Consider the following 24,729-nt stretch of genomic DNA (forward strand, 5'->3'; position numbering starts at 1 on the left):
TACTCATGTTTTTGGCGGGTCCCAAGTTCAAAAATCCTCCTGCAAGCAAGCTTGCATCGGATTTCTGACCTTTTGACCCTGGTATTATACATATCAGAATCATAATAAAATGCCCTTCTGGTGATATATAGCGTATCACTAAAGGGCATTTTATTTATGCCATTGTTTACCTTGCATTTTAAACTCCCTGTGCTATAATGTTCACATGTATTAAAAAACGATTGAAAATGAACATGCAAACAGGAAAAGGAGTCAGAATTTATGGACCGACAGGCATTGGTATGCAGAAATATACTGGAAAAACCGGACATCACACAGCGGGAAATGGCGAAAAACATGGATATTTCCCTGGGAACAGTCAATGGACTGGTAAAGGAATGTCTGGCAGAGGGATATATTGCAGAGGAAGAAAATGGGAAAGAAAAACATCTTATTCTTCTGGAAAAGGGAAAAGAGCTTTTAAAGCCCTATAAAGTAGACGGAGCACTGATCATTGCAGCCGGTTTTGGATCCCGCTTTGTGCCACTTACTTTCGAAACCCCAAAGGGTCTTCTGGAAGTTTTTGGTGAGCGCATGATCGAACGTCAGATCAAACAGCTCCATGAAGTGGGAATCTACGACATTACCATTGCAGTAGGCTATTTAAAAGAAAAATTTGAATATCTTATTGATAAATTTGATGTGAGACTGTTATACAATCCGGAGTATTCCTGTAAAAATACTCTGGCTACGGTATACAGGGCCAGAAAGTTTTTAAAGGGCCGGAATGTATACATTCTTTCATCTGATAACTGGATGCGGGAAAATATGTACCATTCCTATGAATGCGGCGCCTGGTACAGCGCAGCCCACGAAGAAGGGGAGACAAAGGAATGGTGCTTTACCTTCAATAAAAAAGGACATATCAGCGATGTGAATGTAGGTGGAAAAGATGTATGGTTTATGTATGGTCCCGTGTATCTTTCCAGAGAGTTCTCAGCCAGGTTCCTTCCTGTTTTAGAGGCTTATTACCAGATCCCGGGAACCGAGCAGTTCTACTGGGAACAGCCTTATGTAGATATGTTAAAGGGAGAAGCAAAACACCGTCTGGAAAAAGAGGACAAAGAGCTGTTAAAACAGACAGAAGAAGCCTGTGGTGTTCCTGCATCTAAATGGGGTCAGATCGAAATGGACATCAACCGTCAGCCGGATGACCAGGTATATGAATTTGAAAACCTGGAAGAGCTGCGCCTGTTTGATACCCATTACCAGAACCACTCTGATAATGAAGCAATGGAGCTGGTGGCAGAAGTGTTCCACGTTCAGGAATCCCAGATCACAGACATTAAATGCTTAAAATCCGGAATGACCAACAAATCATTCCTGTTCCGCACTGGAGATCATCACTGTATCTGCCGTATTCCGGGACCGGGCACAGAACTTCTTATTAACAGAGAGCAGGAAAAAGAAGTTTACGATGCCATCCGTCCTTTAGGTATCACAGAACATGTGCTGTATCTGAATCCGAAGACTGGTTATAAGATCTCTGAATACTATGAAAATACCCGCAATGCCAGCGCCGATAACTGGGATGATATGAAGCTTTGTATGGATATGGTGCGAAAGCTCCATGAAGCAGGCTTAAAAGTAGGCCACAGCTTTGATATCAGAGAACGGATCAGCTCTTACGAGAAGCTTTGTCTGGAACATGGCGGTATTCCTTTTGAGGATTACAGCCAGGTCCGTGAATGGGTAAACCGGCTGCTGGATGCGCTGGATAAAATGCAACTTCCACAATGTTTGTGCCATATTGACGCAAATGTGGATAACTTCCTGATCTTCCCGGATCACAGTGCAAAACTTCTTGACTGGGAATATGCAGGCATGTGCGATCCGTTAATGGATGTTTCCATGTGCGCTATCTATTCTTATTATGAAGAAGAACAGACCGAAAAATTGCTGGAACTGTACTTACAGCGAAGACCGGATGACAGAGAGCGGTTCATTACCTATGCAGATGCGGCTTTGGGCGGTTTCCTCTGGTGCTTATGGGCTGTATACAAGGCAAGTCTGGGAGAAGAATTTGGAGAGTATACCATTATCATGTACCGGTATGCAAAACGATATTATAAGAAACTGATGAAGGAACTGCCGCAGTTCTTTTAGAGATCCCAACTGCCAGGTTTCAGAAAATTGTAATAAAAATGTTAATCATGGAAAGTTCATTTGTGATATACTTGATTAAGAACAAAAAAACTGACCGAACAGTGAAAACAGATCAGTAGAAAGCAGACCAACAAAAGCAGAACAGTGAAAAGCGGATCAGTGAAAAATATAGAAAAGAAAAAGAGATCACGATACACAAATAACAGGAGGAGAGACATGGGACGTAAAAAATATTTTGCAGCCCTTGCAGCAGCCGGTATGATCGGTGCTATGGCAGTGGGATCAGTGTTCAATTCATACGCCGCAGATGGCTGGACCAAGTCAAATGACCACTGGACCTACATTTATCAGGGCAAGACATATACAGGCTGGCTGGAAACCAGCGAGGGAAAATATTATATGGACCTTTCCGATGGACATATGACTACCGGATTTAAACAGATTGACGGAAAATGGTATTTCTTCCGTCCAAACGGCGTAATGGCACAGAACCGTTGGGCAAATCCGGAATATGGCAAATGGTATTACTTTTTAGATGACGGCACCATGGTTACTGGCTGGTTAAAAATCGGAAACGATTATTATTTTATGCGTGGTGATGGCTCTATGGGAACCGGCTGGCGCCAGATGGAAGGCTCCTGGTACTATTTCCAGAGCAACGGTAAGTGCGTGGTAAATTCCTGGGCACAGATCAAAAATAACTGGTATCTGTTCGGAACAGATGGAAAGATGATGACCGGCTGGGCAAAAGTCGACACAGATTACTATTATCTGAATACAGATGGCCGTATGCTTACTGGCTGGCTTACTGACAGCGAAAGCAGCAAATACTATATGGATCAGAGCAATGGAAAGATGAGCGTAGGCTGGAAACAGATCGATAATGCATGGTATTACTTTAATACCAATGGACATATGATGACCGGCTGGATCCAGGTAGATAATAAGATCTATTACATGAACCCGTCTAATGGCGGAAAGATGACTGCAGGAACTTCTTTGGAGATCAGCGGAACTACCTATAACTTTGATGCAAGCGGTGCATGCCAGAATGCAAGCGGCGTATCTGCACAGACACCGGCAAGCAGTACCTCCAGTTCCGGCGGTGTAACAGGTGAAAATGGCGGACCTGGCGTAAAGAAAAATTCTGCTTCCAGTAATGGACCTTCCGGAAGCAATCCGGCAAACCCGTCAGGGACCACATCCAGCTCTGATACCTTAGTGGCAGGACGTACAGACGGACCAGGCTGATAAGAGGGATTTCGTAAACAAAGGATCAGATGTTCTCCCGGAATCCGGGAGGACATTCATATAATGGGGGATGTCAGACAGGCGACATCCCCTTTTTCAGGAGAAAAATATGAATCGTACAGATAAAATGATAAAGCGCTGCCGGGCACTGGCATTGGCAGGCGTTTTGGGACTTGCAAGCCTGGGAAATGCTGTTCCTGTACTGGCAGCTGGTCCGGGAGATGACGCTTCCCGTGTAACAGAGATCTCTGCCGGAGGACCTGGAGATCCGGGAAATAAGACTTCATCCAATTCCACACCAAATACCAATAATTCAAACAATAACAATAATACCAATAACAACAATAATACCAATAATTCAAACACTTCCTCCAGTGACACTACTGCAAATGCCAATGCCTGGAAGAAAGTAAACGGTACCTATCAGATGCCAGACGGAAGTGCCATCCAGAATGTGCTCCATCGTGGAATTGACGTATCCAGATGGCAGGAAGAGATCAACTGGAGCCAGGTGGCAAAGGATGATATTTCCTTTGTTATGCTGGGAACACGTTCAAAAGGGGCGGTAGATCCATATTTCCACAAAAATATCCAGAATGCAGCTGCCAATGGTATTAAAGTAGGCGTTTATATTTATTCCCTTGCAACTACCACAGATATGGCAGTCCAGGAAGCAGATTTTGTGTTAAACCTTATTAATGATTATCCCATTTCTTATCCCGTAGCCTTTGATATGGAAGATTCCACTCAGGGAAATCTCTCAAAGTCAGAGCTGGCAGCCATTGCTAATGCGTTCTGCAAGCGGATCTCACAAGCAGGTTATTACCCCATTATCTATGCAAATGAGAACTGGCTGAAAAACAAACTGGATATGAGCCAGATGAACTATCCTGTATGGGTAGCACGTTATTCTGCCCGCCCAACCTACCAGAATCCGGTGATGTGGCAGGCAACCAGCAGTGGCTCTGTAAATGGCATCAAAACAAGAGTGGATATTGACTTTCAGTTTAAGGACTTTTCTTCTGTGATCCCCGCTGATACCTGGCGTACTATTAACGGAAAGCGTTATTATTATGCAAATTACCAGAAGCAGAAAAATGCCTGGGCGAAAGATGGGGATGACTGGTATTACATGGACAAAGATGGCCTTGCATCCACCGGCTGGATCACAGTAGCAGGCGCAAGTTACTATCTGGACACCACTACCGGAAAAATGAAGACTGGATGGCAGGCAGAAAATGGAAAATGGTACTACCTTGGAAGTAGCGGCGCTGTGAAGAAAGGCTGGATCAATGATAATGGCACCTGGTACTATACCGGCAATGACGGCGTGATGCAGACTGGCTGGATCGAGGTCAGCGGCAAACGGTATTATCTGGAAAATTCCGGGAAAATGCTTACTGGCTGGACTGGCCAGAATGGCAAATGGTATTATCTTGGCAGCTCCGGTGATATGTTAAAGGGGTGGATCAATGATAATGGCATCTGGTACTATACTGGCAGTGACGGTGTGATGCAGACCGGCTGGCTTACAGAAGCAGGCAGTAAATATTACCTGAAAGGCTCAGGTGCTATGGCAACCGGCTGGAGACAGTTAGACGGCGCATGGTATTACTTTAATGGTGATGGGCGCATGGCAACCGGTATGATCGATGCAGGTGGAATCCATTATTATCTGGATCCTTCAGATGGCCGCATGGTCGCTGGCAGGTCAATAGAGATAAATGGAACTGTTTACCAGGCTGGTGCAGATGGAGCATTAAGTGTCCAGAGCCAGGAAAATAGTGACAGTAACCAGAATAGCCAGGATCCAGGAAATACAAATACCGGCAATAATGTTTCAGGCAGCAATACAGGTAATACAGGCAATAACGTACAGATCACCCCTGTAAATCCTTCTGAAGGTCCATCAGGCAACAGTAATTCAGGTTCCTCTTCTGATGATCAGAAAGTAACAGGCAAAAACGTAGGACCGGGAGTAAAGAAGGACTCCGCTAATACAGGAAACAGCAGTGAGATAACTACTGGTCAGGCACCAGGCTGATAAACAGGGCTGTGAAATAAGTCCCTAAAAGACATAGGACCATTCGTGCATGCGAAAGGTCCTATGTTTCTTTCAGATTGTTTAGACCTGCTGGATCCTGTTTTAACATTTGACATAAAAACAGTATTTTTCAATATTTTTCAGCATAAAATAAACAGATACCAGTCTTTAGGTGATCTGTGTCATGCATAACCGATATATAAAATATTTTCTCTTTTTACTTCTTACTACGGATCTTTTTCTGTCCGCCCTCTTCCTGAAAAATGGTCATACTGATACAGAAAAAATATTTTCCCTTCCGGTAATTTCAAAAACAGCAGGCACGCCAAAGTATATAGCGTTGACCTTTGATGATGGTCCAAGCCGGAAATATACCCCCATCTTATTAGACGGTCTGAAAGAACGTGGGGTCCATGCCACCTTTTTCCTTATGGGAAAGAACATAGAAGGAGAAGAAGACATTGTAAAGCGGATGAGTGAAGAAGGGCATCTGATCGGCAACCACAGTTATGAACATATCCAGCTGACGAAAGCAGGAGCGAAGGCGGTCTGTGAAGCGGTGGAACATACACAGGAACAGATTGAAGCTATTACAGGGAAACGCCCGGAATATATACGGCCGCCCTATGGAGACTGGAATGAAGAGCTGGAAGAAGAGATTGGAATGACACCTGTCCTGTGGTCACTAGATTCCCTGGACTGGAAGCTGAAAGATACAGGAAAGATCATTCGTCAGGTCTTGAAAGATGTAAAAGATGGGGATATTATATTATTACATGATATATTTCCTTCCTCTGTAGAAGCAGCTCTGGAATTGATCGATATACTGCAAAAGGAAGGATATGTTTTTGTAACGGCAGATGAATTACTGATCGAATGAGTCCGCAAGGAAAACAGGCGTCACTGTGCAGGTGGCATTTGTTTTTACCGGGTCATATTTTTACCGGGCCATATACGGAAGGTTCAGCCTGTGATGGCAGGCGGTGGAGCGTGTCAGCGTGGGAATCAAAGTGACGATCGGAGTAGTGATCTGAGTAATAATATCAGTGGCAACAAGTACATAGCGAAAAGGTATGGAGAGAAAATAAATGGATTTATTTGATTATATGAGAGAAAATGCCATGGAAAAAGAGTCCCCCCTGGCATCCAGGCTCCGTCCCCGGACACTGGACGAAGTAGTGGGGCAGCAGCATATCATTGGAAAAGATAAGCTGCTTTACCGGGCGATCAAGGCAGATAAACTGGGATCTGTTATATTTTATGGTCCCCCAGGCACAGGAAAGACCACTCTTGCAAAGGTCATTGCCAATACCACACAGGCTGATTTTAAACAGATCAATGCCACAGTAGCTGGCAAAAAAGATATGGAAGAAGTGGTTTCAGAGGCAAAAAACAATATGGGAATGTACGGACGGCGGACGATCCTCTTTGTAGACGAGATCCACCGTTTCAATAAAGGCCAGCAGGACTATCTTCTTCCCTTTGTAGAAGACGGTACCTTGACGCTGATCGGCGCAACAACGGAAAATCCCTACTTTGAGGTCAATGGGGCGCTTCTTTCCAGATCCCGTATTTTTGAGTTAAAGCCACTGGAAAAAGAGGATATCAAGGAGCTGATCCACAGGGCAGTTACTGATACAGAACGTGGTATGGGCACTTACCGGGTAAAGCTGGATGAGGATGCTGCAGATTTTCTGGCAGATACAGCCAACGGTGATGCCAGAGCAGCCTTAAATGCCATTGAACTGGGTGTTCTCACTACCGGGCGCAGTGAAGATGGTCTGATACATATTGACCTGGCAGCTGCCCAGGAATGTATACAGAAGCGGGCAGTGCGCTATGATAAAGACGGGGACAACCATTATGATACGGTTTCCGCCTTCATTAAAAGTATGCGGGGCTCAGACCCGGATGCAGCTGTTTATTATCTGGCCCGTATGCTGTATGCAGGGGAAGATATTAAATTTATTGCCAGGCGTATTATGATCTGCGCTTCCGAAGATGTGGGAAATGCAGATCCACAGGCGTTAAGCGTGGCAGTGAGTGCTTCCCTTGCAGCAGAGCGCATCGGACTTCCTGAAGCCCAGATCATCCTTTCCCAGGCGGCTTCCTATGTAGCCTGTGCCCCAAAGAGCAATGCTTCCTATATGGCGATCCAGAATGCCATGGAAAATGTAAAGACTACCCGCACCATGCCGGTACCTGTTCATCTTCAGGACCGTCATTATAAGGGTGCTGCAAAATTAGGACATGGCGAAGGCTACAAATATGCCCACGATTACCCGAAACATTATGTAAACCAACAATATCTTCCTGATGGTATGGAAGGCACGATTTTTTATGAACCATCGGATAATGGATACGAAAAGCAGATAAAAGAGCATATGAAATGGTTGAAAGAGTAGCATTTTCGTACTATAATAAGTAAAGAAAAACAGCCTGCAGTTCATTCTGCCTGCAGGCTCTGTCTATTTATTTTAAGGAAATTTCTGTATCTGGAAAAAATCCCGTTGTTTACAATATGAAAAATTATATACATTGCGATCATGAATGCATAACAGATAGGAGAATAATATGCGTGAAAAATTAGAAACATTGTCCCTTACTACCCTGAAGGATCTGGCAAAACAAGAGGGGATAAAAGGTATCAGCGGTCTCCGCAAGGCTGAGATCATCGACCTTTTATGCGAACAAGAAGAGAAAGGAAAGCAGGAAAAAGAGACAGCAGCACCAGCACCGGCAAAGCAGGTCCCGGCGCCCAAAACGCAGGAAAACCGTGTTCAGGAGACCCGCCCACAAAGCTCCCGTTATCAGGAAAGTCATGAACAGGAGAACCGTTCCCAGGAAAACCGTGAAAACCGCAGTCAGGAGACCCGCCCACAGGAGAACCGCAGCCAGGACAACCGTTCCCGTGACAACCAGAGAAATAACAGAAGCTATGAGCGTTACGGTCAGACCCGTCCTCAGATCCGTACCTACGGAAACAACAATTACAACAATAATCGATACAACAATAATAACAATTACAGCAACAATAGCAATAACAGCAACAATAACAATAATTACAATAATAACAGCAATAATAATAACAATAGCGGAAATAGCAGCAGCTACCGTGACAATTCCGAATCTGGCACTGCGGTTTCCCAGTCCCAGACAGCAGCTTCTACCAGTCAGGGCTATTCTGCCCAGAATCAGACCTATGGACAGAATAACAGTCAGAATATGGACAATCAGGAGCGCATGACAAGACCTGAATACAGAAATGATGCCATGGGGCTGACTACACAGGACATGACGGAATTAGATAGTGGTATCGAGGCAAACGGTATCTTAGAGGTCATGCCTGACGGTTTCGGTTTCATTCGCTGTGAAAACTTCCTTCCAGGTGAAAATGACGTTTACGTAGCACCGTCCCAGATCCGCCGTTTCAACTTAAAGACCGGTGATATCATTATCGGAAACAGAAGAATAAAAGCAGCTACAGAAAAATTTGCCGCACTTCTTTATATTAAAACAGTCAATGGTTATCCCTTAAGTGCCACAGAAACAAGACCAAACTTCGAGGACCTGACCCCGATTTTCCCAAATCAGCGTCTCCACATGGAAAATCCAAGAGAGAAGACCACTGTTGCCATGCGTGTGTTAGATCTGCTGGCACCTATTGGTAAAGGACAGCGTGGTATGATCGTTTCCCCGCCAAAAGCAGGTAAGACTACTCTCTTAAAACAGGTGGCAAAGGCCATTACCACCAATCATCCGGATATGCATCTGATGATCCTGCTGATCGATGAGCGTCCTGAGGAAGTAACAGACATTAAGGAAGCTATTGTAGGGCCAAATGTAGAAGTTATTTATTCCACCTTTGACGAGCTTCCGGAGCGTCACAAGCGTGTATCTGAAATGGTCATTGAGCGGGCAAAACGTCTGGTAGAGCATGGAAGAGATGTTATCATCCTTTTAGACAGTATCACCCGTCTGGCAAGAGCCTACAACCTGACAGTTGCGCCAAGCGGCCGTACACTTTCCGGAGGTCTTGATCCGGCAGCGCTCCATATGCCGAAACGCTTCTTCGGTGCAGCAAGAAATATGCGTGAAAAAGGCAGTCTGACCATTCTTGCAACTGCCCTGGTAGATACCGGAAGCCGTATGGATGACGTAGTTTACGAGGAATTTAAGGGTACCGGCAATATGGAGCTGGTACTGGACCGTAAGCTGTCTGAAAAACGTATATTCCCAGCCATTGACATTTTAAAATCAGGTACCAGAAGAGACGATCTGCTCCTTACAAAAGAAGAGGCAGAGGCAGTGGATATTATCCGCAAAGCCACCAATTCCCTAAAGCCGGATGAGGCAGTAGAAAAGATATTAGACCTCTTTGCAAAGACCAGAAACAACCGGGAATTTGTGGAGATGGTAAAGAAGATTCGCTTCTTCTAAGACTTTCTTTTTTATGTGCGATATAGTATAATAAAAAACATGAATTAGGGGGGGATGTCAAAGACCTTTTGACTCCAAATCTAATTCAGGAGGAAAGATAAGTAACTAAAAATACAATTAAATGTGAACAAATAGGTTCAAATATACTCAAAATCCAGAGTATTCGTTTGTGCTAACGTCAAAGCAGTCGGAAACGTCGAGAAGTAACTAGTACATCGTTTTCGAAATAACTATACCACTCACTTGTCTGCAAATCTGATTGCACAGGCCTAAAAGCCTCAGCGTAGCCCGCTACGCCTGCGTTTTTAGACCTGCACACTCAAATCCGCATCCTACGTGATTAGTACAGTTATTTACGAAACGATGTACTAGTGCAAGTTGGAACAGCCTTGCTAATTATAGGATAGAACCTTGATGGTGACGTTTGGACAATGGTAGAAGTCTACGAAAACCAAGTAGCAAAACATAAAATATTAAGAAAGGAAAAACTACTTAGATGAAATCTGTATCTAATCAAATATATGAATTTACAGATGTGTACCGATGGCTAAGTCGGGAATTTACGACTGTGGAGTGTACAAGAACTTGTGAGTAGTGTGTTACTTTTAACCACCAAAGCATACACGTTGAAACAGTAACTATAAATCGTGAGATTATAGCAAATCATCTAGCATATGCACATTTGTATATGTTTTTAGTAGCAGGGAGTATGTTATAATGAAAGATTACATGAAGATATACCAGGAATGGTTATCAAACCCTTATTTTGACGAGGCTACAAAGGAAGAGCTGCGCGCCATTGAAGGAAATGAAAATGAGATCAAAGAGCGTTTTTATATGGACCTTGAGTTTGGGACCGCTGGTTTAAGAGGTATCATCGGTGCAGGCATCAACCGTATGAATATTTACGTAGTAAGACGTGCTACCCAGGGACTTGCAAATTATATTATCAAGCAGGGAGCAGCAGACAAAGGCGTAGCGATCGCATACGACTCCCGTCATATGTCCCCGGAATTTGCTATGGAAGCAGCTATGACCTTAGCAGCAAACGGTATCAAGGCATATAAGTTTGAATCCCTTCGTCCAACACCGGAATTGTCCTTTGCAGTACGTGAGCTGGGCTGCGTAGCAGGTATCAATATCACAGCAAGCCACAATCCGCCGGAATACAATGGTTACAAAGTATACTGGGAAGATGGCGCACAGTTTACACCTCCTCATGACAAAGGCGTTACAGAAGAAGTTCTGGCTATTGAAGATCTGTCTACAGTAAAGACCACAGACGAGGCTTCTGCAACAGCAGCAGGTCTGTACCAGGTGATCGGACAGGAGATCGATGACAAATATATTGCCCAGGTAAAGGCTCAGGTAGTAAACCAGAAGGCCATTGATGAGATGCAGGATCAGATCACTATTGTATACACACCTCTTCACGGAACAGGAAATATTCCTGCAAGAAGAGTTATGAAAGAGATCGGATTTACCCATGTATACGTAGTTCCGGAGCAGGAGCTGCCAGATGGTGATTTCCCAACTGTAAGCTATCCAAACCCGGAAGCAAAAGAGGCATTTGAGCTGGGCTTAAAGCTGGCAAAAGAGAAAAATGCAGATCTGGTACTGGCTACTGACCCGGATGCAGACCGTCTCGGTGTATATGTAAAAGATACTAAGTCCGGCGAATATATCCCGTTAACAGGAAATATGTCCGGTTCCCTGCTGTGTGAGTACGTGCTCAGCCAGAAGCAGGCAGCTGGAAAGATCCCTGCAGACGGTCAGGTAGTTAAATCCATAGTTTCCACCAACCTGATCGATGCAGTAGCAAAAGCCTACGGTGCAGAACTGATCGAGGTTCTTACCGGATTTAAGTGGATCGGAAAGCAGATCTTAAAGAATGAGACTACCGGACATGGTACATACCTTTTCGGAATGGAAGAAAGCTACGGCTGCCTGATCGGAACCTATGCCCGTGATAAGGACGCTATTTCCGCAACAGCCGCTCTCTGCGAGGCAGCTGCATACTACAAGCAGAAAGGCATGACCTTATGGGATGCCATGATCGCCATGTATGAGAAATACGGCTATTACAAAGACGCGGTAAAGGCTATCGGCTTATCCGGCATCGAAGGACTTGCAAAGATCCAGTCCATTATGGAAACACTGAGAAATAATACCCCAACTGAAGTTGGCGGTTACAAAGTAACTTCTGCAAGAGACTACAAGTTAGACACCATCAAAGATATGGCAACCGGCGAAGTGAAGCCAACCGGACTTCCTTCTTCCAACGTTCTTTACTATGACCTGGAAGACGGTGCATGGATCTGCGTAAGACCATCCGGCACTGAGCCAAAGATCAAATTCTACTTCGGCGTAAAGGGAACCTCTCTGGAGGATGCAGAAGAGAAAGAAAATGCACTTGGCGCAGCTGTTATGGCTATGGTTGATAAGATGATGTAATGAGCGCAGGGAAAAACAAGCGGCTGCGTTAGCAGACATTTGTTTTTCACAAGCCATTAACGAACGAATCGCCTGCGTAAGCAGGCAGTAGAGCGCGAATGCGCGGGATTCGTGAGTATAAGATATAATGAGCGCAGGGAAAAACAAGCGGCTGCGTCAGCAGACATTTGTTTTTCTAGGGCCATTAACGAACGAATCGCCTGCGTAAGCAGGCAATAGAGCGCGTTAGCTCGGGGCTCATAAGTATACCTGGCAAACGCAAAAACCCCCAGAACGGAAAATTCACATTCTGGGGGTTATTTTTGTGCTTTTCTCGCCAGTCACCGGCGGGAATATAATATCTTACTTTTTCTTATTCTCAGCTGCTTCCCTCAATTCCTTTAAAGCTGCTGCAAACCGTATAGAAGATGCAGAAGGATTTCCACGCAGAATACTTTTGTGGTAGAAATTCATATGTTTCGTCATATCCTGACGCTTCTTTGTCAGTTCTGCTATCCGGCTGTTCATAGCTGCCAGACGTTCATTGCGGCTGGCTGCCATAGCTGCTTTTATATTTCTGGCAGTCTCCATCCTGGAGGCAGCTTCTTCACGGTATTGAGACGCTTTTTCATCAGCAAGTTCCTTTAACTGGGCAGCTTTTAATGCAGTCTCATACCGCAGTCTGGCAGTCCGCTCCGTTGTCTCATATTTCAGCTGGGCTGCACGCTGGGCAGTCTCATTTCGCAGCAGTGCAGCTTTTCCGGCTGCTTCTACACGGAGAGTTTCCAGCTTCATAGCAGTATCTTCTTTTGCTTCTTCCAGTTTCTGCTCTGTTTCTGCCTTCAATAATGCCAGCTGTACCTGAACATCGTCCAGTTCCGCTTTCATCTTTGTCATGGCATCCAGAACCTTGGCAAGATCCAGGGCAGTACGTACAGATTCTGCAGTATCAATAATGAAAACCACTGTGATCACGGACAAACATGGGATGCCGATCATAGTTGGAACATGAAGCACCCATCGTTCAATGGGCTTGTGGATCACCTCAGTGAGAAAAATCGTCAAAAATCCCCATGCAACAGAAGAGGAAAGACAGATATATCCATTTAAGTTAAAAGGCTGGTTGCTGTAATCCCAGTATTTCATCTTAAACAGCCGTTCCATTCCCCATCCAGTTACATATTCCAGGACCGTAGCCCCGATCACACCGGAAATATAAACCATGACCAGACTGCTTTTAAATGGAAGAGATACCCACAGCATCATCACCGCTCCCGTGCCATAAAGAGGCAGCATAGGAAGCCGCAGAAAACCGCGGTTTACAAATCGTCGCTGTTTCAGGGATACATAAGAAGATTCAAAGATCCATCCGAAAAAGCAATATATATAGAAGAAACTCAGCCATTGATACCAGGTGTATTTGTACATAAGTTGTCCATCCTTTGTTGTATTTTCTTGCGAGGGGTCACTCACGAATCCCGCGCATTCGCGCTCTACTGCCTGCTTACGCAGGCGATTCGTTCGTTAATGGCTTGTGAAAAACAAATGTCTGCTGCGCAGCCGCTTGTTTTTCCCTGCGCTCATTATATCATATTCACTACCACTTCACTACCCGGTCGATCAATTTTTGCTGCTCTTCTGAAGACCGGGTCAGGTAGATCCGTGTAGTCTCAATACTTTCATGTCCCATCAGATCTGCCAGCAGGGAAATATCATTAAACTTCTCCAGAAAATTCTTAGCAAACCGGTGCCTGAAAGAGTGAGGATAAACCTGTTCAGAGGGGATCCTATACCGTTTTGCCAGTACCTTTAACTGGGAATGGATACCTCTGGCAGTGATCACCTGTCCATTTCTCCCTGTAAAAATATAACCGGAAATGATGTCACGCCTTTTCAGCCATATTTCCGCTTCTTCACAAAGAGCAGCAGGAAAATAAATACGTCTCATTTTGCCGCCCTTTGAATACAGATCCATCATCCCAAGTTTTACATGCTCCGCCTTTATTTTCAAAAGTTCACTGACCCGCATTCCCGTTGCTCCTAAAAACCGTACTACAAAATACCAGAACCAGTTTTCATCCCTTTTCAGCTTCTTTTTTAGTATCTCATAGTTCCTTTTAGATATTACATTGTCAATAAAAGTCTTCTGCTGGTATTTTACGGCAGGAAGTTTAAAAGATGAAATTTCCAGATATTGCAAATACTGATTCATGCCATGGATATGTACATTTACAGTAGCAGGACGGTAATGCTCCAAAAGCCATGCTTTATGGGCCTGGAGGTTTTCAGGGTTAATCGTATCAGAATGGGAGAAAAAGTGGCGGACAGCCAGAAGATAAATACGGATCGTATTATCAGAAGCTCCTTTGCGGAGCAGAAAGTCCTTAAAAAGGGTCAGTTCCAGGTCGTTGGATAGTGTATTTTCAGATCCGTTTTCTTCAAACCTGGTATTATCTGAGGGAAAAATAAATGTAGTTTCCATGTAATGCACCCCCTGCCATTACCAGTTTACAACCTGATTAACAATACGGTACTGTTCCCGGCTGCTGTGCCGCAGGTAGATCCGTGTGGTTTCAATGCTGTCATGCCCTAAAAGATCCGATAACAGGGCAATATCCGGACACACTTCAATAAAATTCTTTGCAAACCGGTGCCTGAAAGAATGAGGGTACATAACATCCGGGTCAATGCCGTATCTTGCTGCAAAAACCTTTAACTGGAAACGGATACCGGAAGCAGATAAGGGAGCTCCAAACCGGTTTAAAAATAAGATCCCATCCGGACGCTGGGAAAAACCGGGCCATTCCTTAAAAGCTGTTCGCAAAACAGCCGGAATGTAAACTCTGCGCAGCTTATTCCCCTTAGAATAAATATCCCGGTATCCCTTTTTTACATCTTCAACATCAAACAATACCAATTCGCTGATACGCACCCCGGTAGCAGTCATAAGCCGTATAAGAAAATAATAATTATATTCCCCATCTTCCCATAAGCGCTGTTTTAAAAACTCATAATCTGCCTGACTGATGATCTGTTCCAAAAATCCTTTCTGCTGCACATGTACCATAGAGACCGGACACAGGGAGCTTTCCCTGTAACGTACAAAACAGTTCATGGCACGAAGCCGCAGGTTGACAGTCTGTGGTTTATAACGTTCAATAAGAAATACTTTATAAAGCTGCAGATTTTTATCCGTCAGCTGGGGATACAGCCCGTAAAACTGTTTCACAGCATAAGAATAAGCTTTGATTGTCTGCTCCGACATATTCCGTTCCACCAAAAACCGCCGGAACTGTGCCTGCGTCCGTTTACCTGCTGTACTTACACCATTCTCATTCATCTGTCCTGTCATAAAAAAATCCTCCTTAAGTGAAAAATGTTCATACAGAAAACCTGCATTACAATCTTAGTACATCGTTTTCAAAATAACTATACCACTCACTTGTCTGCGGATCTGATCACACAAGTCTAAAAGCCTTAGCGTAGCCCGCTGTTCCTCAGTAGATTTTGTCAGGTAGATCCGCATAGTTTCGATGTTTTCGTGTCCCATTAGATTAGTAGACAGTCAGAAAAATTGAGGATTTTCTTGACATAATTCTCCCCTCACTGTATAATGATAATATCAGACAGACAACAGTGTGTGTTTGTCCAGACGTTGAAGGATAGCAGCGTACCGGAAAGCCTTGCTATACGGAGTCTTCAAGAGGGGTTGTGCAGTGAAACCTCAAACCGGAGTAGGTCAATGGACCGAATGAAAATGCTCAAAACCGTCTTGTTTATACAGGGCGGTTTTCTTTTATACATAAGGAGGGGGACGAAATATGGACCATTTATTGGAATGTGCGGAAGCTTTTGAACAGTTATTGGATGTTCAGTACCATATTGTTTTAGGCCGCAAAAATCGATTAACAGAATTAACCCTCCGCTTTGATCCAACAGAGTTTCATCATTTAGTTGGACTACATAAATTGCGTGATCTCCGTCTGGCAAGAGGAAATCGTGAGAAGATATTTCATCAAATACTTTCAAAAACGATCTGCATGGAAGATATCAAAAAGAGCCGTTATTTTCCGGAAATACAAGATCGTATGTGCTTCTTTGATAAAATAGAGTATCTTTTAGACAGCAATAAAACAATTTTTCGTTACAATGAAAAATTACAAACATTTTCAATGATAGAAGCGGAATATCTTTTGTCTACGCCTTATAAAGAAATGGATATTTATATTTTTCTTGATCGTAATATAGAACAGGGACATTTTTTCTGCAGGTCCTTTTTCCAAAAAGGAGAGAAGGATTACACAAAAGGACAAGCAGTTTATACATTACTAAAAAAAGAAAAAACAATAGTTAGTACTGGAAAAACAGTAGTACAGTATGATCGGCTAATGTTAAGAAAAACATAAAAAAACCCCGCTCTGCTTACACAGAACGGGTTATCGCATTTTTAGAGGGGTATAAAATTATTTAGGGGGGCCGGACGGATTCCTCCGTCCGGTATGAGTATGAAAAAGCTTTGTGATTTCAAGTAACCACTTGAAACAAAGGCCTTGTCCGCCTCTCGGTGGACGCTTATTATAATACGGAATAAATGTGTCTAAAAAATGTACATAATATAAAAAAATAATAAAGAATATAAATAAGTGAAAAAAACCTTTGAAAACTTTTCAAGATTGTATATAATAGAAGAAACTTCAGTCTGCTCTGAGGCGTATTCGTCATGCTTAAAGCGCAGGCCCTTTTTTGAGTTATATTAAGAAACTACTACAAGAAACTTTTCGTGACCCCACAATTTAGGAGGAAATAACTATATGTTTTCAATGATGTCCAATGACATTGGAATTGACTTAGGAACCGCCAGTATCCTTGTATATATCAAGGGAAAAGGCGTTGTATTAAAAGAACCGTCTGTAGTTGCCATTGACCGTGATACCAACAAGATTATGGCTATCGGAGAAGAAGCACGTCTGATGATCGGACGTACACCTGGTAATATTGTAGCAGTCCGTCCGCTTCGTCAGGGCGTTATCTCTGATTACACCATTACCGAGAAAATGATGAAATACTTCATCAACAAGGCAGTAGGCAAGAGAACACTGCGTAAGCCCCGCATCAGCGTTTGTATCCCAAGTGGTGCTACTGAAGTAGAAAAGAAGGCAGTAGAAGATGCTACTTACCAGGCTGGTGCCCGTGAGGTTGCTATCATCGAAGAGCCTGTAGCAGCAGCTATCGGTGCAGGCATTGATATTGGTAAGGCATGCGGAAACATGATCGTAGATATCGGCGGCGGTACTGCAGACATTGCAGTTATCTCCTTAGGCGGACCTGTAGTCAGCACCTCTATCAAGATCGCAGGTGATGACTTCGATGAAGCTTTAGTCCGTTATATGAGAAAGAAACATAATCTCCTTATCGGTGAACGTACTGCAGAGGAGATCAAGATTAATATCGGTGCTGCATACCGCAGACCGGAAGTACAGACGATGGAAGTAAGAGGACGTAACCTGGTAACCGGACTTCCAAAAACCATTGTAGTTACTTCTGATGAAACTTTGGAAGCCTTAAGGGAGCCGGCACTCCAGATCGTAGATGCTGTACACAATGTACTTGAGAGAACTCCACCAGAGCTGGCAGCCGACATTTTTGACCGCGGTATCGTAATGACCGGTGGCGGATCCCTTCTTAGCGGACTGGATGCCCTGATCGAAGAAAAGACAGGTATTACCACTGTGATCGCAGAAGATCCGCTGACAGCAGTAGCTATCGGTACAGGTAAATTCATTGAATTTGCACACGGTATGACCTCCGCACTGGAATCATCCATGGGAATCGGCGGTGGAAGAAACGATAAAGAAGATTATTGAGCGCAGGGTTCGTGAATATACAACATGATTGGCCGGGCTGCCGCAGCAATGCGGCGGCCTTTTTAAATATTTATGACTGTTTTTTATAGAAACAAAATCTGGGCACAACTGACAAAAAATCTTCTCGCAAAATCAAGTACAAAAAGATTCCGAAAGTACATTACACAAATGCAGAGGAAAGAAAAATGGCAACCATAACAGGATTTATTGAAAGAATTAAATTCAGGAACGAAGAAAATGGCTATACGGTCATGTCTGTTACAGATCAGAGTGATGGAGATGAGGTCATTATGGTAGGTACACTTTCCTATGCGGCTGAAGGAGATATGATCCAGGCATCGGGGCGCATGATCGAACATCCTGTATACGGTGAACAGCTACAGATCGAAAGCTATGAAATGAAAACACCACAGGATGCAGAGTCCATGGAGCGTTATTTAGGCTCCGGTGCTATCAAAGGTATTGGCGTGGCACTGGCAGCCCGGATCGTCCGTCATTTCAAGGCTGACACCTTCCGGGTCATGGAAGAAGAACCGGAACGCCTTTCCGAAGTAAAAGGCATCAGTGAGAAAATGGCAATGGCCATTGCCCAGCAGGTAGAAGAGAAAAAAGGTATGCGGGAAGCCATGATGTTCCTGCAAAATTATGGTATCACATTAAATCTTGCAGCCAAGATCTATCAGGAATATGGTCCAAAGCTGTATAGCATAATCAAAGAAAATCCCTATAAGCTGGCAGATGACATTCCCGGCGTTGGCTTTAAAATGGCAGATGAAATAGCTGAAAAAGCAGGTATTTTCACGGACTCCGATTACCGTATCAAAGCAGGCCTTTTGTACATCCTTCTTCAGGCATCAGCCAACGGCCACACCTATCTTCCACAGAAAGAGCTGTTTTCCCAGGCTGCTGATTTACTGAAGGTTGAGCCCTCAGCCATGGAAAAACATCTTATGGATATGCAGATCGACCGGAAAGTAGTGGTAAAAACAGTTACGGACAGTGAACCACCGGAATATCTGGTGTATTCTTCCCATTATTATTACCTGGAGCTGAACACCGCCCGCATGCTTCATAATCTGAACATCCGGGGCGATATCCCGGAAACGGAGATCCGGGCCAATCTGGCCAAAATCCAGAAACGGGATCAGATACATCTGGATGAATTGCAGGAAAAGGCAGTTTTTGAGGCAGTAAACAGCGGCCTTTTAGTGATCACCGGAGGTCCCGGTACAGGAAAGACTACCACCATCAATGCCATTATCCAGTATTTTGAAAATGAGGGAATGGAGATCCTTCTGGCTGCACCAACCGGACGCGCGGCAAAGCGGATGACGGAAACTACCAGTTATGAGGCCCGTACCATTCACAGAATGCTGGAGCTGGTTCCTTCTGGCATTCCGGATTCCGGTTCCATGGCAGGAAATAATACTTCCGGGAAAAATGTCTCCTTCAGCTCCGGCGGCATGCATTTTGACCGGAATGAAGAAAATCCTCTGGATGCAGATGTGATCATTATTGATGAAATGTCCATGGTAGACATCAGCCTGATGCATTCCCTCCTTCGGGCGGTGAACGTAGGAACCCGCCTCATATTGGTAGGTGATGTAGACCAGCTTCCAAGTGTAGGCCCCGGAAATGTGCTTCGCGACATCATCGATTCAGGCTGTTTTAATGTAGTAAAGCTAACCCATATTTTCCGTCAGGCGGCCCAGAGCGACATTATTGTAAATGCCCACAAGATCAATGAGGGGGAGCGGGTAGACCTGGCAAAGCGCAGCAGGGACTTCCTCTTTATCCGCAGGGAAAATCCAGATGCAGTCATCAGCGCAGCTATCACGCTGATCCAGCAGAAGCTTCCGGACTATGTCCACGCACAGCCTGGGGATATCCAGGTAATGACGCCTATGCGAAAAGGTGCTCTTGGAGTAGAACGCTTAAACCAGATCCTGCAAAATTACTTAAATCCCCCGGATCCATCCAAAAAAGAGAAAGAATCCGGCGGCATTATCTACCGTACCGGCGATAAGGTAATGCAGATCAAAAATAATTACCAGATGGAATGGGAGATACGCAGTAAATACGGCATCCCCACAGATAAAGGGGCCGGTGTATTCAACGGTGATATGGGTATTATCCGTGAGATCAATGAATATGCGGAAAATCTTACCGTAGAATTTGATGAGGGGAAAATGGTAGAATACAGCTTCAAACAGCTGGAAGAGCTGGAGCTTGCCTATGCCATTACCATCCATAAATCCCAGGGAAGCGAATATCCGGCAGTGATCATTCCCATGTATTCCGGCCCGCGCATGCTGATGACCAGAAATCTGATCTATACAGCTGTGACAAGAGCACGCTCCTGTGTCTGCCTGGTTGGACGGCCAGATGCATTTTATACTATGGCAGATAACTCCATGGAGCAGAAACGTTACTGCGGTTTAAAAGCCAGGATAGAAGAAATATACGCCTGATTATAGTTGCTTATCTTTAAAATATTCTAATAAATCTAACTCTGTCTATAAGGAGAATATATGAACTTTCTGATAAATATAATACTGGACCTGTTATTTCCGCGCCGCTGTCCCGTCTGCGGCCAGATCGTCATGCCAAAAGGCAGCCTGATCTGTCCGGGATGCGTGAAAAAATTATCCTGGGTCCGGGGACCTGTATGTAAATGCTGTGGAAAAGAGATTATAAGTGGGACAATGGAATACTGTCCCGACTGCGCAGCCCATCCAAGATCATTTTCCCATGGAATGGCGCTTTTTAACTACAATGAAATATCAGCCCCGTCCTTGGCAATGGTCAAATACCACGACCGCCGGGAATATCTGGATTTCTATGCAGAAGCAGCATACAGAAGATATGCTAAAACCATTGCCCGGTTGTCACCGGACCTGATCATCCCGGTGCCGGTCCACAAAAGCAGGCTTAAAAAACGTGGATTTAACCAGACAGAGGAATTTGGAAAACGCCTGAGCGTATATCTGGGGATCCCCATGTCTTCGGAGTATCTGATCCGCTCTAAAAAGACAGCACCTCAAAAGGATCTAGGTCCTGCATTGCGTCTTAAAAACCTGGAACAGGCATTTTTCTGTAAAAAACTGCCATCAGGTATGAAAAAAGTTCTCCTTATTGATGATATCTATACCACGGGAAGTACGGCAGAGGCCTGTGCCAGGGCTTTGAAAAAAGCCGGAGCAGGACAGGTTTACCTTCTTGTGATCGCCATTGGCTCAGGCCGGTGACAAAAAAATTGTATAAACTGAGAAAAAACCTGAAAAAGACCAGCTATATCTCTTGACGTCATGAATATTTTTGTGTTATAGTATACGGGCGAATGGAAGATAGGTCTTTTTTTTATGCTTAAAATTAAGACCGAGAAGCAAATTGAATTACGATAATTTAATGGAGGTGGAAGTCGTGCGCACAAAAATCACACTGGCATGTACAGAATGCAAGCAGCGTAACTACAACATGACTAAGGATAAGAAAACTCATCCTGACCGCATGGAGACTAAGAAGTACTGCAGATTCTGCAAGAGACATACGTTACACAAGGAAACAAAGTAATCCTGATCAGTAAAGGACGTGAAGTTATGGAAGAAAATACAGTGAATACTGTAGAAACCACGGAAAAAGCGGCCAAGGCTGACCAGAAGACGGCTAAGAAAGAGAAAAAGCCAAGCTTTTTCAAAGACCTGAAGACAGAGTACAAGAAGATCGTCTTTGCTGATAAGGAAACTGTTGCTAAACAGACAGTTGCAGTTGTGATCATGTCCATTTTCATCGGTGCGCTGATCGGTGTACTGGATATGGTTATGAAATTCGGTTTAAGCTTTATTCTTTAATTCAAAGGCGAGGGTGATTGTATGTCAGAAGCACATTGGTATGTAGTCCATACCTACTCAGGTTATGAAAACAAAGTCAAGGTCGACATTGAAAAGACAATTGAAAACAGAAACCTTCAGGATCAGATCCTTGAGGTATCCGTGCCTATGCTTCCTGTTGTAGAACTGAAGAATGGCGTGGAGAAAAAAGCCGACAAGAAAATGTTTCCGGGTTATGTGCTGATCAACATGGTCATGAACGATGACACATGGTACGTAGTACGCAACACCCGAGGCGTTACAGGCTTTGTTGGTCCGGGCTCCAAACCAGTTCCTCTGACTGAAGAAGAGATGGCGAGCCTTGGATTTATGAAGGAAGACGTCTTAGTCGACTTTACATTGGGAGATATGGTAACAGTTATCTCCGGTGCATGGAAAGATACAGTTGGTGCTATTAAAGCTATCAACGAAAGTAAGCAGACCATCACTATCAATGTAGAAATGTTCGGTCGTGAAACACCGGTCGAACTGGGATTTGCAGAAGTAAAGAAAATGTAAAATGGATCAGCTTTTGCGCAGCAGAAGCTGGTGGGAGGGACATTCCCGACAATACCACATAATTTTAGGAGGTGCCTAAGATGGCAAAGAAAGTAACAGGATATATCAAATTACAGATTCCAGCAGGCAAGGCTACACCAGCACCACCAGTTGGACCAGCTCTTGGTCAGCACGGTGTAAACATCGTACAGTTTACCAAAGAGTTCAACGCTAGAACAGCAGATCAGGGAGATATGATCATCCCTGTAGTTATTACCGTATATGCGGACAGAAGCTTCAGCTTCATCACCAAGACCCCGCCAGCAGCAGTTCTGATCAAGAAGGCATGTGGCTTAAAGAGCGGTTCAGGTGTTCCTAACAAGACTAAGGTAGCTGTATTAAAGAAGGCTGACCTGCAGAAGATCGCAGAGACCAAGATGCCAGACTTAAACGCTGCCAGCCTTGAGGCTGCTATGAGCATGGTAGCTGGTACTGCAAGAAGTATGGGCGTTACCATCGAAGAGTAATTAATACCGTATATATGAACGTGGGAGGGAGATTCCCCCGTCAATACCACTAGGAGGTTATTTTATAATGAAAACAGGAAAAAGATATGCAGAGGCTATGAAGAACGTAGACCGTGCTGCACTTTACGACGTAGCAGATGCAATCTCTATCGTTAAGAAGAATGCTTCTGCAAAATTTGACGAGACTGTAGAACTTCATATCAGAACAGGATGTGACGGACGTCACGCTGATCAGCAGATCCGTGGAGCTGTTGTTCTTCCTCACGGAACAGGTAAGACTGTTCGTATCTTAGTATTCGCTAAGGGTGCTAAGGCAGACGAAGCACAGGCAGCTGGCGCAGATTTCGTAGGCGCAGAAGAGCTGATCCCAAGAATCCAGAACGAAGGATGGCTGGATTTTGACGTTGTTGTTGCTACTCCTGACATGATGGGCGTTGTTGGTCGTCTGGGCCGTGTACTTGGACCGAAGGGCTTAATGCCAAACCCAAAGGCTGGTACCGTAACCATGGACGTAACCAAGGCTATCAAGGAGATCAAAGCTGGTAAGATCGAGTACAGACTTGACAAGACAAACATTATCCACGTGCCAGTAGGAAAAGCTTCCTTCACCGAGGAGCAGTTAGCGGACAACTTCCAGACGCTTATGGACGCTATCTTAAAGGCTAAGCCAAGCACCGTTAAGGGCGCATACTTCAAGAGCGTAGCTCTTACATCCACCATGGGCCCAGGCGTTAAGCTGAACGTAGCTAAGCTTACAAACTAATCAGGTGTCCTGAATAGAAATAATGAGGCTGCAGAGAATTCCGGTTCTCTGTGGTCTTTTTATTTTTCATGAAAAAGTTCACGAAAAATTATTAAAAAGCCTCTTGACATTCATGCTCAGATATGTTATTTTATTATGCGTGTTGAATGCCCTGAGACAGCAGGTACCGTAAGGTGTAAGCTTAGAACGCCTGCCGAGGAACATACAAAACTCAAATGAGATTTTGCGTACCTCTCTGTCATTGCGGCAGGGAGGTTTTTTTATAAGATCGTGTCCTTGCTATGACGGTTTTCAATACGAAATAATATAAGGAGGTAAACCATTCATGGCAAAAGTTGAATTAAAGCAGCCAGTAGTAGACGAGATCAAGGCAATGTTAGACGGTGCAGTCGGCGCAGTTGTTGTTGATTACCGTGGTCTGACTGTAGAGCAGGATACAAAACTGCGTAAACAGTTAAGAGAAGCTGGAGTTTCTTATAAAGTATATAAGAACACTCTGATCAAGCGTGCAGCAGAAGGAACCGAGTTCGCAGCTCTGGATCCACATCTGGAAGGACCTACAGCATTAGCTGTATCTAAGGATGATGCTACAGCACCAGCTAGAATCCTGGCTGAATTTGCTAAGACCGCTCCTAAGCTGGAACTGAAGGCTTCTGTAGTTGAAGGAACCTACTATGATCAGGCTGGAACCCAGGTTATCGCAACCATTCCATCCAGAGAAGTTCTTCTTGGAAAGCTGCTTGGAAGCATCCAGTCCCCAATCACCAACCTGGCTCGCGTACTCAATCAGATCGCAGAGAAAAATGGTGGTGCAGCAGAGGCTTAATCTGCAAAATGAATTTGTGGCTCTTTTGTCTGCATAGTCCAGAAAAAGCAGCCTGAAACACAGATCCTA

The 24,729-nt window shown here is 44.3% G+C and carries 20 protein-coding genes and 1 other annotated feature; of the genes, 17 read left to right on the plus strand and 3 right to left on the minus strand.

Annotated elements, in window-relative coordinates; all coding sequences use genetic code 11:
• Positions 1–261 precede the first annotated feature (261 nt).
• The 7 genes from OGM16_06995 (at position 262) to OGM16_07025 (ending at position 12,334) form a co-directional block, all read left to right on the plus strand.
• Entirely contained in the window at positions 262–2,145 is a 1,884-nt protein-coding gene (locus OGM16_06995; protein ID UYJ47984.1) for a phosphotransferase, read from the plus strand.
• A 216-nt stretch (positions 2,146–2,361) separates the two neighbouring features.
• Positions 2,362–3,396: a cell wall-binding protein gene (locus OGM16_07000; GenBank protein ID UYJ47985.1), complete on the plus strand. Its 1,035-nt coding sequence runs from the start codon at positions 2,362–2,364 to the stop codon at positions 3,394–3,396.
• Between the two features lie 109 nt (positions 3,397–3,505).
• Positions 3,506–5,440: a GH25 family lysozyme gene (locus OGM16_07005; protein ID UYJ47986.1), complete on the plus strand. Its 1,935-nt coding sequence runs from the start codon at positions 3,506–3,508 to the stop codon at positions 5,438–5,440.
• Between the two features lie 184 nt (positions 5,441–5,624).
• Positions 5,625–6,320: a polysaccharide deacetylase family protein gene (locus tag OGM16_07010; GenBank protein ID UYJ47987.1), complete on the plus strand. Its 696-nt coding sequence runs from the start codon at positions 5,625–5,627 to the stop codon at positions 6,318–6,320.
• A 208-nt stretch (positions 6,321–6,528) separates the two neighbouring features.
• Positions 6,529–7,845, plus strand: a complete 1,317-nt coding sequence (locus OGM16_07015) for a replication-associated recombination protein A (GenBank protein UYJ47988.1) — start codon at positions 6,529–6,531, stop codon at positions 7,843–7,845.
• Positions 7,846–8,014: 169 nt separating this feature from the next.
• Complete coding sequence (gene rho, locus OGM16_07020) at positions 8,015–9,880, plus strand: transcription termination factor Rho (GenBank protein UYJ47989.1); 1,866 nt, start codon at positions 8,015–8,017, stop codon at positions 9,878–9,880.
• Between the two features lie 717 nt (positions 9,881–10,597).
• The gene (locus OGM16_07025) at positions 10,598–12,334 is read left to right on the plus strand and encodes a phospho-sugar mutase (GenBank protein UYJ47990.1); all 1,737 of its coding nucleotides are present in this window, start codon (positions 10,598–10,600) and stop codon (positions 12,332–12,334) included.
• Positions 12,335–12,676: 342 nt separating this feature from the next.
• Here the strand turns inward: OGM16_07025 and OGM16_07030 are convergent, their stop codons facing one another.
• From OGM16_07030 to OGM16_07040, 3 genes are all read right to left on the minus strand, one after another.
• On the minus strand, positions 12,677–13,741 hold the full coding sequence (locus tag OGM16_07030) for a hypothetical protein (protein ID UYJ47991.1): 1,065 nt from the start codon (positions 13,739–13,741) through the stop codon (positions 12,677–12,679).
• A 169-nt stretch (positions 13,742–13,910) separates the two neighbouring features.
• Complete coding sequence (locus OGM16_07035; GenBank protein UYJ47992.1) at positions 13,911–14,795, minus strand: tyrosine-type recombinase/integrase; 885 nt, start codon at positions 14,793–14,795, stop codon at positions 13,911–13,913.
• Between the two features lie 18 nt (positions 14,796–14,813).
• Positions 14,814–15,665 carry a site-specific integrase gene (locus tag OGM16_07040; protein ID UYJ47993.1) on the minus strand — a complete coding sequence of 284 codons (852 nt, stop codon included), beginning with the start codon at positions 15,663–15,665 and terminating at the stop codon, positions 14,814–14,816.
• A gap of 469 nt (positions 15,666–16,134) precedes the next feature.
• Between OGM16_07040 and OGM16_07045 the strand changes: the two genes are divergently transcribed.
• The 10 genes from OGM16_07045 (at position 16,135) to rplJ (ending at position 24,660) form a co-directional block, all read left to right on the plus strand.
• Positions 16,135–16,719 (plus strand): PBECR4 domain-containing protein, encoded by a 585-nt coding sequence (locus tag OGM16_07045; GenBank protein UYJ47994.1) that lies wholly within the window; start codon positions 16,135–16,137, stop codon positions 16,717–16,719.
• Positions 16,720–17,124: 405 nt separating this feature from the next.
• Positions 17,125–18,177, plus strand: a complete 1,053-nt coding sequence (locus OGM16_07050; GenBank protein UYJ47995.1) for a rod shape-determining protein — start codon at positions 17,125–17,127, stop codon at positions 18,175–18,177.
• A gap of 185 nt (positions 18,178–18,362) precedes the next feature.
• Entirely contained in the window at positions 18,363–20,648 is a 2,286-nt protein-coding gene (locus tag OGM16_07055) for an ATP-dependent RecD-like DNA helicase (protein UYJ47996.1), read from the plus strand.
• Between the two features lie 60 nt (positions 20,649–20,708).
• Positions 20,709–21,425, plus strand: a complete 717-nt coding sequence (locus OGM16_07060; GenBank protein ID UYJ47997.1) for a ComF family protein — start codon at positions 20,709–20,711, stop codon at positions 21,423–21,425.
• 175 nt (positions 21,426–21,600) lie between these two features.
• Positions 21,601–21,750 (plus strand): 50S ribosomal protein L33, encoded by a 150-nt coding sequence (rpmG, locus tag OGM16_07065; protein UYJ47998.1) that lies wholly within the window; start codon positions 21,601–21,603, stop codon positions 21,748–21,750.
• A 26-nt stretch (positions 21,751–21,776) separates the two neighbouring features.
• Positions 21,777–22,028, plus strand: coding sequence for a preprotein translocase subunit SecE (secE, locus tag OGM16_07070; GenBank protein ID UYJ47999.1), 252 nt, complete (start codon positions 21,777–21,779; stop codon positions 22,026–22,028).
• Positions 22,029–22,049: 21 nt separating this feature from the next.
• The gene (nusG, locus tag OGM16_07075; protein ID UYJ48000.1) at positions 22,050–22,565 is read left to right on the plus strand and encodes a transcription termination/antitermination protein NusG; all 516 of its coding nucleotides are present in this window, start codon (positions 22,050–22,052) and stop codon (positions 22,563–22,565) included.
• 80 nt (positions 22,566–22,645) lie between these two features.
• Positions 22,646–23,071: a 50S ribosomal protein L11 gene (rplK, locus tag OGM16_07080; GenBank protein ID UYJ48001.1), complete on the plus strand. Its 426-nt coding sequence runs from the start codon at positions 22,646–22,648 to the stop codon at positions 23,069–23,071.
• 67 nt (positions 23,072–23,138) lie between these two features.
• Positions 23,139–23,834, plus strand: coding sequence for a 50S ribosomal protein L1 (gene rplA, locus OGM16_07085; GenBank protein ID UYJ48002.1), 696 nt, complete (start codon positions 23,139–23,141; stop codon positions 23,832–23,834).
• 132 nt (positions 23,835–23,966) lie between these two features.
• Positions 23,967–24,104, plus strand: a sequence feature (ribosomal protein L10 leader region).
• A 55-nt stretch (positions 24,105–24,159) separates the two neighbouring features.
• Complete coding sequence (gene rplJ, locus OGM16_07090; GenBank protein ID UYJ48003.1) at positions 24,160–24,660, plus strand: 50S ribosomal protein L10; 501 nt, start codon at positions 24,160–24,162, stop codon at positions 24,658–24,660.
• The last annotated feature ends 69 nt before the right edge of the window (positions 24,661–24,729 follow it).

It is taken from the genome of Lachnospiraceae bacterium (genome assembly GCA_025758065.1).
Classification (GTDB): Bacteria; Bacillota; Clostridia; order Lachnospirales; family Lachnospiraceae; genus Enterocloster.

Excerpts from the sequence above, each read along its gene's own strand:
- OGM16_06995 (UYJ47984.1), top strand. The coding sequence starts at position 262 with ATGGACCGACAGGCATTGGTATGCAGAAATATACTGGAAAAACCGGAC.
- OGM16_07000 (UYJ47985.1), top strand. The coding sequence starts at position 2,362 with ATGGGACGTAAAAAATATTTTGCAGCCCTTGCAGCAGCCGGTATGATC.
- OGM16_07005 (UYJ47986.1), top strand. The coding sequence starts at position 3,506 with ATGAATCGTACAGATAAAATGATAAAGCGCTGCCGGGCACTGGCATTG.
- OGM16_07010 (UYJ47987.1), top strand. The coding sequence starts at position 5,625 with ATGCATAACCGATATATAAAATATTTTCTCTTTTTACTTCTTACTACG.
- OGM16_07015 (UYJ47988.1), top strand. The coding sequence starts at position 6,529 with ATGGATTTATTTGATTATATGAGAGAAAATGCCATGGAAAAAGAGTCC.
- rho (UYJ47989.1), top strand. The coding sequence starts at position 8,015 with ATGCGTGAAAAATTAGAAACATTGTCCCTTACTACCCTGAAGGATCTG.
- OGM16_07025 (UYJ47990.1), top strand. The coding sequence starts at position 10,598 with ATGAAAGATTACATGAAGATATACCAGGAATGGTTATCAAACCCTTAT.
- OGM16_07030 (UYJ47991.1), bottom strand. The coding sequence starts at position 13,741 with ATGTACAAATACACCTGGTATCAATGGCTGAGTTTCTTCTATATATAT.
- OGM16_07035 (UYJ47992.1), bottom strand. The coding sequence starts at position 14,795 with ATGGAAACTACATTTATTTTTCCCTCAGATAATACCAGGTTTGAAGAA.
- OGM16_07040 (UYJ47993.1), bottom strand. The coding sequence starts at position 15,665 with ATGACAGGACAGATGAATGAGAATGGTGTAAGTACAGCAGGTAAACGG.
- OGM16_07045 (UYJ47994.1), top strand. The coding sequence starts at position 16,135 with ATGGACCATTTATTGGAATGTGCGGAAGCTTTTGAACAGTTATTGGAT.
- OGM16_07050 (UYJ47995.1), top strand. The coding sequence starts at position 17,125 with ATGTTTTCAATGATGTCCAATGACATTGGAATTGACTTAGGAACCGCC.
- OGM16_07055 (UYJ47996.1), top strand. The coding sequence starts at position 18,363 with ATGGCAACCATAACAGGATTTATTGAAAGAATTAAATTCAGGAACGAA.
- OGM16_07060 (UYJ47997.1), top strand. The coding sequence starts at position 20,709 with ATGAACTTTCTGATAAATATAATACTGGACCTGTTATTTCCGCGCCGC.
- secE (UYJ47999.1), top strand. The coding sequence starts at position 21,777 with ATGGAAGAAAATACAGTGAATACTGTAGAAACCACGGAAAAAGCGGCC.
- nusG (UYJ48000.1), top strand. The coding sequence starts at position 22,050 with ATGTCAGAAGCACATTGGTATGTAGTCCATACCTACTCAGGTTATGAA.
- rplK (UYJ48001.1), top strand. The coding sequence starts at position 22,646 with ATGGCAAAGAAAGTAACAGGATATATCAAATTACAGATTCCAGCAGGC.
- rplA (UYJ48002.1), top strand. The coding sequence starts at position 23,139 with ATGAAAACAGGAAAAAGATATGCAGAGGCTATGAAGAACGTAGACCGT.
- rplJ (UYJ48003.1), top strand. The coding sequence starts at position 24,160 with ATGGCAAAAGTTGAATTAAAGCAGCCAGTAGTAGACGAGATCAAGGCA.